Source organism: Nitrospira sp. Vd2, from assembly GCF_979581665.1.
In genome coordinates, this window is the sequence record NZ_CEFZSK010000012.1 from 40939 (window position 1) to 52749 (window position 11811).

Annotated in this window: 16 protein-coding genes; 10 read left to right on the forward strand and 6 right to left on the reverse strand. The window is 56.9% G+C overall.

Annotation, left to right across the window (positions count from 1 at the left end):
* The first annotated feature begins 76 nt into the window (after positions 1–76).
* A complete protein-coding gene (locus AC1U7K_RS07025) occupies positions 77–433 on the forward strand; it encodes a PilZ domain-containing protein (RefSeq protein WP_480250310.1) in 357 nt (118 codons plus the stop codon).
* Between the two features lie 34 nt (positions 434–467).
* Here AC1U7K_RS07025 and AC1U7K_RS07030 read toward each other — a convergent pair whose 3' ends face one another.
* From AC1U7K_RS07030 to AC1U7K_RS07040, 3 genes are all read right to left on the reverse strand, one after another.
* Positions 468–884, reverse strand: coding sequence for a hypothetical protein (locus AC1U7K_RS07030; RefSeq protein WP_480250313.1), 417 nt, complete (start codon positions 882–884; stop codon positions 468–470).
* Positions 885–930: 46 nt separating this feature from the next.
* Positions 931–1173 carry an Lrp/AsnC ligand binding domain-containing protein gene (locus tag AC1U7K_RS07035; protein WP_480250314.1) on the reverse strand — a complete coding sequence of 81 codons (243 nt, stop codon included), beginning with the start codon at positions 1171–1173 and terminating at the stop codon, positions 931–933.
* Positions 1174–1251: 78 nt separating this feature from the next.
* The gene (locus tag AC1U7K_RS07040) at positions 1252–2109 is read right to left on the reverse strand and encodes a M48 family metallopeptidase (RefSeq protein ID WP_480250315.1); all 858 of its coding nucleotides are present in this window, start codon (positions 2107–2109) and stop codon (positions 1252–1254) included.
* Positions 2110–2212: 103 nt separating this feature from the next.
* On the opposite strand from AC1U7K_RS07040, the gene recO reads away from it, so the two are divergent.
* The 9 genes from recO to glgA all read left to right on the forward strand — a co-directional run bounded on the left by recO (position 2213) and on the right by glgA (position 9581).
* Entirely contained in the window at positions 2213–3004 is a 792-nt protein-coding gene (gene recO, locus AC1U7K_RS07045) for a DNA repair protein RecO (RefSeq protein WP_480250317.1), read from the forward strand.
* Between the two features lie 65 nt (positions 3005–3069).
* Positions 3070–3357, forward strand: a complete 288-nt coding sequence (locus AC1U7K_RS07050) for an HTH domain-containing protein (RefSeq protein ID WP_480250318.1) — start codon at positions 3070–3072, stop codon at positions 3355–3357.
* Positions 3333–4010 (forward strand): helix-turn-helix transcriptional regulator, encoded by a 678-nt coding sequence (locus AC1U7K_RS07055; RefSeq protein ID WP_480250319.1) that lies wholly within the window; start codon positions 3333–3335, stop codon positions 4008–4010. Before AC1U7K_RS07050 ends, AC1U7K_RS07055 begins: the two co-directional genes overlap by 25 nt.
* Positions 4011–4295: 285 nt before the next feature.
* A complete protein-coding gene (locus tag AC1U7K_RS07060; RefSeq protein ID WP_480250321.1) occupies positions 4296–4583 on the forward strand; it encodes a hypothetical protein in 288 nt (95 codons plus the stop codon).
* A gap of 684 nt (positions 4584–5267) precedes the next feature.
* Complete coding sequence (locus AC1U7K_RS07065) at positions 5268–6242, forward strand: restriction endonuclease (protein ID WP_480250322.1); 975 nt, start codon at positions 5268–5270, stop codon at positions 6240–6242.
* A gap of 134 nt (positions 6243–6376) precedes the next feature.
* The gene (locus AC1U7K_RS07070; protein WP_480250323.1) at positions 6377–6814 is read left to right on the forward strand and encodes a hypothetical protein; all 438 of its coding nucleotides are present in this window, start codon (positions 6377–6379) and stop codon (positions 6812–6814) included.
* A 377-nt stretch (positions 6815–7191) separates the two neighbouring features.
* Complete coding sequence (locus tag AC1U7K_RS07075) at positions 7192–7548, forward strand: gamma-butyrobetaine hydroxylase family protein (protein WP_480250324.1); 357 nt, start codon at positions 7192–7194, stop codon at positions 7546–7548.
* A complete protein-coding gene (locus AC1U7K_RS07080) occupies positions 7548–8033 on the forward strand; it encodes a hypothetical protein (RefSeq protein WP_480250326.1) in 486 nt (161 codons plus the stop codon). Before AC1U7K_RS07075 ends, AC1U7K_RS07080 begins: the two co-directional genes overlap by 1 nt.
* A gap of 33 nt (positions 8034–8066) precedes the next feature.
* A complete protein-coding gene (gene glgA / locus AC1U7K_RS07085; protein ID WP_480250351.1) occupies positions 8067–9581 on the forward strand; it encodes a glycogen synthase GlgA in 1515 nt (504 codons plus the stop codon).
* On the opposite strand, the gene AC1U7K_RS07090 is transcribed toward glgA, so the two are convergent.
* The 3 genes from AC1U7K_RS07090 to AC1U7K_RS07100 all read right to left on the reverse strand — a co-directional run bounded on the left by AC1U7K_RS07090 (position 9578) and on the right by AC1U7K_RS07100 (position 11788).
* The gene (locus AC1U7K_RS07090; protein ID WP_480250327.1) at positions 9578–10180 is read right to left on the reverse strand and encodes a hypothetical protein; all 603 of its coding nucleotides are present in this window, start codon (positions 10178–10180) and stop codon (positions 9578–9580) included. The genes glgA and AC1U7K_RS07090 overlap by 4 nt on opposite strands.
* A gap of 93 nt (positions 10181–10273) precedes the next feature.
* Positions 10274–10723, reverse strand: coding sequence for a hypothetical protein (locus tag AC1U7K_RS07095; protein ID WP_480250328.1), 450 nt, complete (start codon positions 10721–10723; stop codon positions 10274–10276).
* A 24-nt stretch (positions 10724–10747) separates the two neighbouring features.
* Positions 10748–11788 carry a DEAD/DEAH box helicase gene (locus AC1U7K_RS07100; RefSeq protein WP_480250329.1) on the reverse strand — a complete coding sequence of 347 codons (1041 nt, stop codon included), beginning with the start codon at positions 11786–11788 and terminating at the stop codon, positions 10748–10750.
* Positions 11789–11811: the final 23 nt, after the last annotated feature.

The following is an 11811-nucleotide window of genomic DNA, read 5'->3' on the forward strand; positions in this document are numbered from 1 at the left end:
GGACCGCTTCTTGCTTGATCCTCCTGTCCATGTCTCAGGGCATTCTCGGACCTTCACCACAGTCACTTGGAGGAACATGAAAAACCTTCTTAGGACCTCACGAGCTGACACAGCGGTGGACACGTCGATTGAGCAACGTCGCGCGCCTCGCCATATGGTGCAGGCAGGCATCACGTTCGAAGGAGAGGGCCACAGCGGGAAAGGCCGAACCTACAACATGTCGACGTGGGGCTGCGCGGTCGAAAGCCCAACGAATCTCACGCTGGGAACGTACGTCGGGGTAACGTTGAACCTGCCGAACGAGCCGGCGCCGGTGGAGGTGGAGTTGGCGGCCGTTCGATGGACGACGCCGCGACGATTCGGCGTCGAATTCTTGAGTGTGTCGAGAGCCAGCCGGCGCCGCTTGGATCAGTTCTTAGGCGTGCAGCCGTGACAGGCCGCGATAGGACAGAAAGCAATACGCCGGGCTACAGCAAGTGCAGGGTCTTCTTGACGGAACGGATGTGCAGATCGGCGTCGCGATGGGGTGGGGACGGCGTCTCTCGCCACAACGACCACAGGTGATCCTTCGTTTCGTAGATCACTGACACGTTCAACCGGGTGCTGTCGGGCGTATCGGCCGACAGCACCGCCTCGACCCGACTTCGCGTGACTCCGAAGCGCCAGATCAAGAGCCAATCCCACGGTCCCCGCGTTTCCTCACGATAGCCGGTTCTCACAAATCGCGGGTCCTCTTCGCCTCGTATCGAATACCCGTCGGTCTCCAGGGTCGAGACAAGGGCTGCTCTGACTTGATCGCGCGGGGCGGCCAAGAGACTTTCCTCGGTGTCAGGGCGCACCTCGACAGTCGGCGTGCTGCACGCGGCCGAGAGAAAAAGGACCATGAGAGAGGCAACGAATCGCGCGAAGGACGACGTGCGCAAGATGACGCTATTTGGTCAACCGATACACCAAATGAGTGTCGGTTTGGGCGACCCCTTCGATCGAATGGATCTTCGTCAGGACGAGCGTGGACAACGCATCTTGGTCGGACACCTCGACGATCGTGAAGATATCCGGCTTTCCCCAGCACGGGTCGATGGTCTTGATCTCCTTGATCTCCGACAGCGCCTTGATCACGTTGCCGGTTTGGCCGGGCAGTACGTTGATCAAGACGTAGGCACGATCGGGCATCTGTTTCACCATAGTCGTCGCGACCGGCACTTGCAAAATCGGCGGAAACCGTAGCCCAAATACGTTTGGGAAGTCAACTCAGCGGCCACCGATCGGTGGAAGCTCAGCCACCGGCGCTCGTACGGCTCGCTCATACAGGTCCAGCGCTTCGGGCATGTGCTCCTGCAATTGGTGAATGCGAGTCCCGTGACCGGGATGGGTCGAGAGGAATTCAGGCGGCTGGCGGCCGCCCGCAGCTTCCATGCGCTCCCAAATGTGAATCGCTTCCTGTGGATCATAGCCCGCCTCTGCGGCCAGCAGCAAGCCGATATAGTCGGCTTCCGATTCATGCTTGCGGCTGTAGGGAAGAATGAACCCGTAATTCGCCAGGGCCCCACCCGCGAGCTGCGCGATCTTCGGATCAAAGCCCTGGCTGGCAGCGCCGACGCTCGCCGCGACAACAGCGGCCTGCGCCAGCAGGCCTTGGCTCATGCGCTCCGCGCCGTGGCGTGCCAGCGCGTGAACGACCTCGTGTCCAAGAATCGCGGCCAGACCCGCTTCGTTCTTGGCGATCGGAAAGATGCCGGTGTAGACGGCGATTTTTCCGCCGGGCAGGGCGAACGCGTTCTTGGTCGCGTCATCCTTGATCACGCTGACTTCCCAGTCGAATGCTTTTGCGGTTTCTGCATACTTCGATTGTTTCGCGGCTTGAATGATGCGATCGGCGACCCGTCTGACCGGCTCCACCTCACGGGGATCGTGTGACACCTTCACCTTCGGATCGCTCAACACTTGCTGATACGATTGGGTGCCGAGATTCTTCTCGTAGCTTTGTGGAACGGCCAGGAGTTGGTGTCGATGTGTGTACGGATTGGTCTCGCAACCGGGGAGGATCATCAAGACCGATGCGATCAGGATCGTTGATTGACGCAGCAGACGGTTCACGAACAACGCCATCAGGGACACGGACTGTAGCATAGGATGACGAGCAGCGGCCAGAATGAATTGATCTGCACCGGCCCGGTTGCGCCTTCGGCCTCTTCATGGTACAGGACTGCCGATGCTGCTTCTGAAGACGCCGGCGATCATGCTGAAGAGCCGCAAATGGCGTGATGCGGACCGCCTGGTCACGGTGTATACACTTCGCTTCGGGAAAATCCGTGGTGTCGCACGCGGGGCGCGACGGATGAAGAGCCGGTTTGGGAGTGCGCTGGAGCCGTTCGTCCATGCCGATCTGAATCTGTTCCAGAAAGCCAATGATCCGGTCTATCGGATCACGCAAGCCGATATTCGGGAGCCGTTCACGGAGCTCAGAGAAGATTTGGAACTGATGGCGGCGGCCGGCCGCCTGGTCAATCTCGTCGCGGCACTGACGGGTGAGGGCGACGCCGGGTCGAAGATCTTCGAAACGTTGCTCACTGGACTGCGGGCATTCGAACCCGGTTCAGATCCCACCCTGACGTCGCTCGTGTTCCAGATCAGGTTACTCCGGCAGGCCGGCTTTGCCCCGCAACTTCATCAGTGCACAGCCTGCGGGCGCGCGGTTGAAAAGGTTGGAGGATCGAAAGGCTATCCATTTTCTCCGCAGTCCGGTGGTGTGGTCTGTGATGCGTGCGCGCCTCGATATCACGACCGTTGCCTGCCGCTCTCACCGGCCGGCCTATCGCTCGTCCATCATGCATTACAGTGGATGCCGGCGGCGCTGACACGGCTGAAGGTCAGCCCCTTCGTCCGCGAAGAAGTTCAAGCGGCGATCGAAGCCTACACGACGATCGTCGCCGGTCGTCAGCTGCCGCCGACTGATTTCTTGGTCGCGGAGGCATCCGCACCCCGCTACAGCGTCACGAAGTGACTTCCCACGGCCGAAGACGGGGAAGACGGCCGAAGAAATACAGCCAAGCCGAACGCCTCACCCGCATGATGCGCGTCCTTGCCTCGCGCGCGCTGACCGTGAATGAATTGGCCGAAGAATTCAGCGTGACCCGCCGACAAGCCTATCGCGACCTCGAGCACATCGAAGCCGAAGGCCATCCACTGACGCACAACGAAGGGCTCGGCGAGAAGACGTGGCAATTGCCGCTGGGATACAAGGGCCTGCCTCCGATCACCGTGTCACCCTATGAGTTGATGTCCTTGCATCTGGCGAAGAGCCATCTCGCTTACCTGAAGGCACGCCCTTCATGGACGATCTGGAGCGCGTACTAGACAAGATCGAAGCGGGCTTGCCGGCGAAAACGATCAATCACCTGGAGCGTATCGCTCGGACGGTCTTTCCGTTACAGCGCCCGAACCGATCGTATCAATCGCACTCGCCGGTCCTCAGCCGTTTACGGCAGGCGCTTTTACTGCAACGGTCCATGATCCTCCATCATCGGAAGCCGGACCAGGATGAGACTGTCGAGCATAGAGTCGATCCCTATCTTCTGCTGTTGTATCAGCATGGTCTCTATCTCGTCGGGCATTCGCACCGCGCACAAGCACTTCGAATGTTTGCGGTTGAACGGATTAAGGACGTGACCGTTTTGGATGAACGGTTCGAGGTGCGGCCTACGTTCCGCATCGAGGACTTCGGTCATCGACTCTTCGGGTTGATCGAGGAAGAACCCGAGGAAGTCCGGATCGAGTTCAGCCGCGAAGTCGCTTATTTGTTGAAGGAACGAGCGTGGCACCCCACGCAAGAGATCCGACCATTACAGAACGGCAATCTGCTCGTCAGCTTCAAGGCCGGCGGGCAGGATGAAATCGCATCCTGGGTGCTCTCCTGGGGACCGTATGCCAAAGTCCTGAGTCCCGCTTCGTTGGCCCAAACCGTGCGACGCCGGCTTGCGGCCGCCCTCAAGCAGTACCAATCCAGTTAAATAACTGCCAACATCGTGTGACTTATTCTGTCACGCCCTGGGTGTACATTGGCGTCTCGACTGCCAAGACCTTGCAATGACCGACGATGCCAGGACGATACGACATGACCTTACGAATCGGCAGGGAAAGCTATTCAATGTCCAAGAGATGATCGGAGGTCGCACAGAGAGGACCCCCGATCGTAATTTAACTTCCGAACGCCTCTTTAATATCATTGAAGTGACGGAAGTCGTAAAACGGGCGACGAAGTTGGAAGAAGTGTGGCGGCAAGTTGGAGCAATCCGATGGCAAGTGCGATTCACAGCCGAATGAAGTGGCGGCGGGTCCTCGAACGGTGGCTCGTACGGGACAACAAACTAACCGACATCAAGGCCGTATCCAAGCTGCCAAAAGGCGAGCGCCTCTTTCGAGCCCCGAGCGGTGTTCACGTCATCGTTCACGCCGCCTCGACGACGATCTACGGTGAGTACCTGATCGATACCGAGGGCCATCTCATTATTGGACTGATCAGAGAAGGAAGAAGCTCAGCATTCGTGGAATGGGAGAGGATTGAGTTGATTGAGGTGCATTGAAAATGAGGGGAATGGAGCGAAAAGCATGCGCGAACAGCAAAGGTGATCGAATTGGTCGGTTCTAGGACTAAGGTCTAATTGCATTGCCAGCGGCGTACATGATCTAAGTCATTCTTATTATTTAACGTGCGCTTCTCGCTTGGCATAGCGGTCTCTGGAGCATCGTTTAGGGGCGGGAAGAACCGCTCCGGCTGTTTTATTCATGACCTGTACTTCAAGTTCGTAATGCTTGATACCAGAAAGGGCATCTTTCCATGACGACGAAATGCAGGTACTGTAACTCGGGTTCGTTTGGGATGGGTTGTTCCTATAGTCCACATAAGGTGCACGAGCACAGTGGAGATCAAAGTAAATGCGAGTTCTGTGGATCGTCCTCCTACGGTAAGGGATGCAGTTATAGTCCAACTAAGGGACACAGGCACGGTAGCGGGGCTGACAAATGCCGGTGGTGTGGCTCAACATCTACAGGATTAGGCTGTCCATACAGTCCTAACAAGGTTCACGAAAAATAGTTCGGAAACGGGCTAAAGGCAATTGGCCGCGACATTCCAGCGACGGAATTCCCCAACCAAACTTATGCAGAGGGTGAAAAACGAGGAGTGAACACAAACATCGCAGTTGAACGATTATGAAGCCTAATAGTTTGCAATTGTAGAATGTCTTTCACAGTGCAGGAGGTGAAGAATGCAATGCTGGTTTTGGAATATCGAGATGGCTGATCAGACGTACTTCGAACAAGAGCTGAAGAGGGGCCACCTGCGGCAAGGATGGGGATACAACCAGAGATTGGACTTAAGAAAACTTCAGGAGAAAGTGAACCAAAATATGCCGCTAGACGAGGAAGAGCAAGCGGCATGGGATCGATGTCAATCAATGCTCCGTTATATCAAAGAAGGTGATCTCGTTGCGGTGAAGAATATCCCTACAAACAAACATTTCACGCTTGTAAAGGTAACGGGTGAGTATCAGTTCGACCTGGGCGAGCGCGGTGATTATGGACATCGCCTTCCTATTACTATTATCCGGGAATTCCATAAGAACAATGCTATCCTGGAAATGCCATTTGTTTCAGCCTTAAATAGGGAACAGCACCCAATTAACATAACGCATAAGCACAAACAGTTTCTGCAAACCTTGTTTCATCTTGTCACCGCCGATCCCGCTCTAAATACATTAGAGCCACAGCCGTTTAAAGAACGGATAGAAAGATGTCGAAGGCAGCTCTTCCCGACGCTTAAGGAAGCATTGCAGAAGGGGCTAGATCCTAAGCGGACCGAGAAACTAATGTTTGAGCTTTTGCGTCGAGACGGAATTGATGTGGAGATGACCGCAGGCTGTAATGAGAGAGGTGCCGATTTATTAGGAATTTGGAAGCTGGACTACGGGCTCACAGTAAAAGTCGCCGTTCAGATCAAAGCGCATTGGGATGGACCTTATGATGATGATGATACCGGAATAAATCAATTGGAAAGGGCATTCCGTGAGCACAAAGTAACGGCCGCATTGTTTGTGACGACAGCCGAGCAACTTGGCGAAAAGCTTCAGAGGCGGATTCAGGAAGCAAAAAACAAGTACAACATAGAAGTTCTGTATGGCGATAAACTTTACCGTCGCATTTTGGAATTGATAGCCGATCCGGACTTCGATCTTGCGGATTAGCAGACATATCAAGAAGTGCGTTCCCGTAAGAATGATTGCTAAGAACAATTAGCACTATTGTTCGTATTATGCATGTGCTGCCCTGGATGGTACTTCTCGCGCTACTGGTTTCGGGCTGTTTGAATCGAGCTCAAATGCGACAAGGGCCGGTGGAAGAAGCCAATCATCTCATTCAACTTGAGAGGAACCGACTCGTCTGCCCGATAGGGCAGAGAAAGGGTTTTCGGAAATACTTCACCGCAATTAATCTTCCATCTTCCCGCTGGGACGTGCGTGGTGGCTTACAGGTCATGCGGGAGTGGCGGTACTTCCTCTCTGTGCCTTACTGGTATGCCGATTATGTCGTGTCGGTTCGTGAAAGTGACGAGCCGGTGTTCGGCGATCTCCATCGGCTCATCCTCGTGATCGTCGAGCCGTACAAGACCGATACTGCTGCAAGGGGCGTGACGTTCTATGAGCCCGGCGCGCAAGTGGAAGTCGTGGATTGCGACATCAGGCAGTTTCTGCCTTCGCACCCGTACATAGATGCGGCCGAGTCGCTCATTCCCCTCGTACGGATCCTGGAAGACTAAAAACTATTTCAAAATCACCTTTCCCGGCCGTTGGGCTGGGGAAGCGGCGGAGCCCCATCAGAGCGGCGTGACGAGCCTCAGCGAGGTGACCGCGTCCCGGTGGCGCCTGCTGTCCGAAGGTGCGTTCAGCGCAGCTTGGATGCACCGAGTTCAGGCGTCAAGTGGTCGCCGAGCGTCCCAGCGGTCCACGCCGCTCTGTCTTCAAGCGAAGCCACTGCCCCCGTTCCGACGGCTCTCTGGCCGACGTCAATGATTTTGAGATAGCTTCCAGGTTGGTGCGCCGGCTCCATAGCGGTCACGACATTGCAATTTCAAGTCATTCGGCGTTCTCCCCTCGGTTGTCGTCAATCCCGCATTCTGGTAGATTCCTGATTGCCATGACTGCGACCACCCTCGAACCTCGTGACATGGAGTGGCTCGACAAGGGCGTGCTCGGTATCGACTGGAGTGACGGACACAAGGGCGTCTATCCTGTACGGTATTTGCGGCAACATTGCCCATGCGCCGCGTGTACCGATGAGTGGACGGGCGAGCTGCGCCTCAAGCCCGACGATGTGCCGCTGATGATCAGGCTGGAAGATATCGAACCGGTGGGCCGCTATGCCTTCAAGATCACCTGGAGCGATGGACACGATACCGGCATTTACAGTTATGCGTTTTTGCGGAAAATCTGCCAGTGCGATATTTGCCAGCCGGTGAAGACGCCCGAACCGAAAAGCAGACGATTGCTGTAATGCCCTTGCGCGCGAGTCTCATCCGCCAATGGTTCTTCCTGTGTTGCTTGTCTCTTCTTCTGCTCACTCCAGCTGCCTGTGCTCGGCTCTCGCTCGATGAACAGATGACCTCCATCCAGCAGGGCCATCTGCCACTCCATGCCCTGACGGTCGAGGCCTTTCTGCGGACGTGGGGTAAGCCGACGTACGTGCATCGGGAACACACACAGTTCTTTCCGGTGAAGAATGGCAACTACGTACCTCGTTTCCGAGCCCCACTCGGCGAACCGCCTCCCGGCTGGGATGCGACGATCGTCTCCGAACCCGGGCTCTTTCTCGCGTACCCGGATCGAGGCGAACTCTTGGGCTTCATCGAGAACCGCCTGGTCTATCGCGAGCAGCTGACGTCTGCTCAGATAGTCGAAGTCGGGAAGACGTGGGAGCACGAAGCGCTGTTCAAGACCCGTCTTGAAACCGACCCCACAGCCTCCTCATCGAAGCGCTGATCGTCTTCCATGCCCTCCGATCGCTCATCACGTTTGCGCATTGCCTTAATCGCATCTGAAGCCGTTCCGTATGCCAAGACCGGTGGGCTTGCCGATGTGGCCGGCGCCTTGCCGCGTGCCTTGGCAAGCCTCGGTCACGATGTCCTATTGTTCATTCCACGCTATGGCACGATTGCCAGCAATGAGTTGAAGGAGTGGCGACGCCTCTCCGTACCAAGTGTCGTGGGTCCTATCGATGCCGTTGTTGAGCAGGAAGTTCTCGTGCCCGGTTCCCCGGACACGGGCCGTGCCCGCGTCATGGCGATCCGACACGATCCCTATTTCGATCGAGCCGGCCTGTATCAAGAACGCGGGATCGATTACCCCGACAACCTCGATCGGTTCACGTTCTTTTGCCGGGCCGTCATGGAGGTCTTGCGGGCGTTGGAGTCTGAGGACTGGGTGCCGGACATCCTCCATGCCCATGACTGGCAGGCGGCGCTGTGCGTGGTCTTCGCGAAAACGCTCTATGCCGATTATGTCAGGCGGCGTGGGATTGCGTCCGTCTTTACGGTGCACAATCTCGGGTACCAAGGGCTGTTTCCAGGGACGGCGTTTCCGAGGACGGGGTTGCCGTCGAGTGTGTTTACGCCGACAACCCTTGAGTTCTACGGGTCGTGTAATTTGCTGAAGGGTGGCTTGATCTTCGGGGACCTGCTCTCGACGGTAAGCCGAACATACGGTGAAGAAATTCAAACGCCGGAATACGGGTTCGGCCTCGACGGCGTCATTCGTGACCGACGAGATCGGATGACGGGCGTGGTCAACGGCATCGATGTCGACGTTTGGGACCCATCCCGCGACCGCTATTTGCCGGCGCGCTACGCCATCGATGATCTCAGCGGAAAACAAGCCTGTAAAACGGCTCTTCAGCGAGAAATGGACCTCCCGCCTCACGATGTGCCGCTGCTCGGGGTGATTTCCCGATTGACATCGCAGAAGGGCTTGGACCTGCTCGCCGCGATCTTGCCCGATGTGATGGCGCTCGACGTGCAACTCGTCATGTTGGGAACCGGTGATCCTGCGCTGGAGGAAGAATTTCGGTCATGGCAGACACGCTATCCCAAGAAAATCGGGATCCGGTTGGCGTTTGATGAAGGATTGGCTCACCGCATCGAGGCCGGTGCGGACATGTTCCTCATGCCGTCGCGATATGAGCCGTGCGGCCTGAACCAACTGTACAGCTTGCGATACGGCACAGTGCCGATCGTGAGACGGACCGGCGGGCTGGCGGATACGGTTGTTCCCTATTCTCCAACCGCCATCGCGGAAGGACGAGCCACCGGATTTATGTTTCGCTCACCCGCACCAGACTCATTATTGATGGCGACCCTCCTGGCGCTTCAGGTCTACCGAGACCGGGACCAATGGGCGCGTCTAATTCAAGCAGGGATGCGCACGGATGTGTCATGGGAGGCCTCGGCCCGAGCGTATATTCGTCTCTTCCGGGAGGCAAGACAGTATGTCGGGGTGCCGGATGGCGAGAAGGACAGCGAGAGAAAAGGTTAACGGGCTGAAGCTGACTGGGAGGGGAGGGACACAAGGCGAGTTGAGCCGGCTTCGGCACCATCGGCGTTGGCATCCAGCTCAATCCGAGCCAGCCCTCCGCGGGCCTGATTTACGTAATAGGAGTACGTCGTCTCCGGATACTTCACTACCAACGAAAACATTTCCCCTGCGATGTCGTAGCGTCCGGCCGCTAAGGCCGTTTCACCGGTATGCACGCCGCAGGCCGCCGCCATCGCTTTTGGATCCACCGCCAGCCGGTTCGCGGGTTCAGACATCCAGCGAGTAATGACCGTCGGCAGCGGGAAATCGCCTTCTACCGTTGGACGGGAGGCAGTCGCCACTGCATGAAGCTGCTGGGCTTCCGTCCGCATCAGCTCAGGATCGGTTCCTCTCTCACAATGGCGATAGGTTCCCCACAAGGTCATAAAGGAGGAATTATCGATGGTCGTCGGCTTGGCGACGGGCTGTGCCGTTTGACATGCGGTAGTGGCGGAGACCAGTACGAAAACGGCTATGTAGTGATGAATTCTCATTACCGTTTTGAGTCCCGTGTATACAGTGAGCAAGAGAAGTGCCGAAGTCGTCTTTTTAAAACGCATTGAAAAGGCGATAAAAGTTTGGACTATCGGAGTAATGTTGTAGAGAGGAAGCGTTGTAAAATCCCAACTGTTACTTTTTAAGCACAGGTAAGGTCAAGTGATGACGACCGGGGCACCTCGGAGATCGTGAACGTTGCCGAAGATCTTAGGGTTGGCTGCGAAACGGAGATAATGGGGGGTGACCTCGAAGAGCTGTCCTTTATGACTGTAGAGGGTGCCGCTCACAACGTGGACGGTGTCCTCGCGAACGAGGTGAATATCGAGAATCACGTTGCCCGACTGCTTATCGACGATTTTCGACCACAAGGGATAGGTGAAGAGTGCCAGCGTCGCGCTCGTTTGCAGCTCAAAACGATTCTTGCTGTTGAAGGCCCAGGTATTGCGGCGCAAGTGCGCGAGTTGGCTCCCGCCTATGTCGTAGACATCCATGGTGAGGAGAAGCTGGGGTTCCGGGCGAACCTCGATGACAATTTGCTCCCGGCCATCGAGTTTGATCACTCCGTTCGCGCCGCGAAAGACGTTGGAGCCCATGTTCAGCTCCATCGTTGGCTCCGGTCGTGGTTGCTGCTATCGGCCGCGTAGGGTGTCTTCTTCATAATGGGCAAAGAGCCGTTTGGCTTCCGGGTGCAATGCGGGGTTCGGTCCTTTCGGGATACCGACCGTTCGAAACAGCGGGACCAGTTTGCCGTTGGGATGGAGGTAGCCGGCTCGAAGGGGCACGGTGCGTTGCTGATGGCGTACGAGGCGGCAAGGAGTGGGCCTGATGCTGGTGAGCCAGTCGGCAATGTCTTGCGGATTGCCGATGGACGCTGACAGCAACAGCAGCCGAGCTTGCGACGGACAGAAGATGATGGTTTCCTCCCACACCACGCCACGCTCTGGATCGGCGATGTACTGCGATTCGTCCATGATGACGAGTCCCAGCGTATCGAGCCGCAAATCGATCTCGCCGCCGGCCGCGTCGTACAAGAGATTGCGTAGGATCTCGGTCGTCATGATGAGGAGCGGCGCTTGCGGATTGTCGCGGCGATCGCCCGTCAGGATGCCGACTCGCTCCGGTCCGAAGAGACGCGCGAATTCGGTGAACTTCGTATTTGATAACGCTTTCAGCGGAGACGTATAGATGACCGTCCGGTCGGCGTCAATAGCGCGCTTCGCGGCTTCGACCGCGACGTAGGTTTTCCCGCTGCCGGTCGGTACGCTGACGATGACGTCGGTGGTCGTCAGCTCCTCAAGGGCTTCGAGTTGCCAAGGGTCGGGAACGAACGGTTGTGGCGCGGGGACGCCGATCCCGGCGAGAAATGCCGCCATGTCGGCTGGAGCGTCCGATGACTCCGTCTCATGACCGGCCGTGGGCGCTCTGTCTCGGCCAGGGATGTGGGGTCCATGGTGATCCTCTCGGCGGCTCAATCCTTTCCCATCCTGCTCGATCAGCGCCCGTAAATCCGACTCCAACCCCGCACGATTGTCCGGCGAATGCTGCAGCAACGCCTCGATCAACCGCCGCTTCCCGAGACGAAAATGCCGTCGAATCCGTCCTCGCGCCAACCTGTGCAGCCGACTCACCGGCTGCTGGGCCAGCAATTGTTCGAGTTGTTCCGTCGTCATGGCTGCCTACCCTTACCCCTTTG

Bases quoted from the DNA above. Each gene is read 5' to 3' on its own strand.
- AC1U7K_RS07100 (WP_480250329.1), bottom strand. From the start codon at position 11,788: ATGACGACGGAACAACTCGAACAATTGCTGGCCCAGCAGCCGGTGAGT.
- AC1U7K_RS07090 (WP_480250327.1), bottom strand. From the start codon at position 10,180: ATGCGTTTTAAAAAGACGACTTCGGCACTTCTCTTGCTCACTGTATAC.
- AC1U7K_RS07075 (WP_480250324.1), top strand. From the start codon at position 7,192: ATGACTGCGACCACCCTCGAACCTCGTGACATGGAGTGGCTCGACAAG.
- AC1U7K_RS07080 (WP_480250326.1), top strand. From the start codon at position 7,548: ATGCCCTTGCGCGCGAGTCTCATCCGCCAATGGTTCTTCCTGTGTTGC.
- AC1U7K_RS07065 (WP_480250322.1), top strand. From the start codon at position 5,268: ATGCAATGCTGGTTTTGGAATATCGAGATGGCTGATCAGACGTACTTC.
- AC1U7K_RS07055 (WP_480250319.1), top strand. From the start codon at position 3,333: ATGGACGATCTGGAGCGCGTACTAGACAAGATCGAAGCGGGCTTGCCG.
- AC1U7K_RS07095 (WP_480250328.1), bottom strand. From the start codon at position 10,723: ATGGAGCTGAACATGGGCTCCAACGTCTTTCGCGGCGCGAACGGAGTG.
- AC1U7K_RS07035 (WP_480250314.1), bottom strand. From the start codon at position 1,173: ATGCCCGATCGTGCCTACGTCTTGATCAACGTACTGCCCGGCCAAACC.
- recO (WP_480250317.1), top strand. From the start codon at position 2,213: ATGCTGCTTCTGAAGACGCCGGCGATCATGCTGAAGAGCCGCAAATGG.
- AC1U7K_RS07040 (WP_480250315.1), bottom strand. From the start codon at position 2,109: ATGGCGTTGTTCGTGAACCGTCTGCTGCGTCAATCAACGATCCTGATC.
- AC1U7K_RS07060 (WP_480250321.1), top strand. From the start codon at position 4,296: ATGGCAAGTGCGATTCACAGCCGAATGAAGTGGCGGCGGGTCCTCGAA.
- AC1U7K_RS07030 (WP_480250313.1), bottom strand. From the start codon at position 884: ATGGTCCTTTTTCTCTCGGCCGCGTGCAGCACGCCGACTGTCGAGGTG.
- AC1U7K_RS07070 (WP_480250323.1), top strand. From the start codon at position 6,377: ATGCGACAAGGGCCGGTGGAAGAAGCCAATCATCTCATTCAACTTGAG.
- AC1U7K_RS07050 (WP_480250318.1), top strand. From the start codon at position 3,070: ATGATGCGCGTCCTTGCCTCGCGCGCGCTGACCGTGAATGAATTGGCC.
- AC1U7K_RS07025 (WP_480250310.1), top strand. From the start codon at position 77: ATGAAAAACCTTCTTAGGACCTCACGAGCTGACACAGCGGTGGACACG.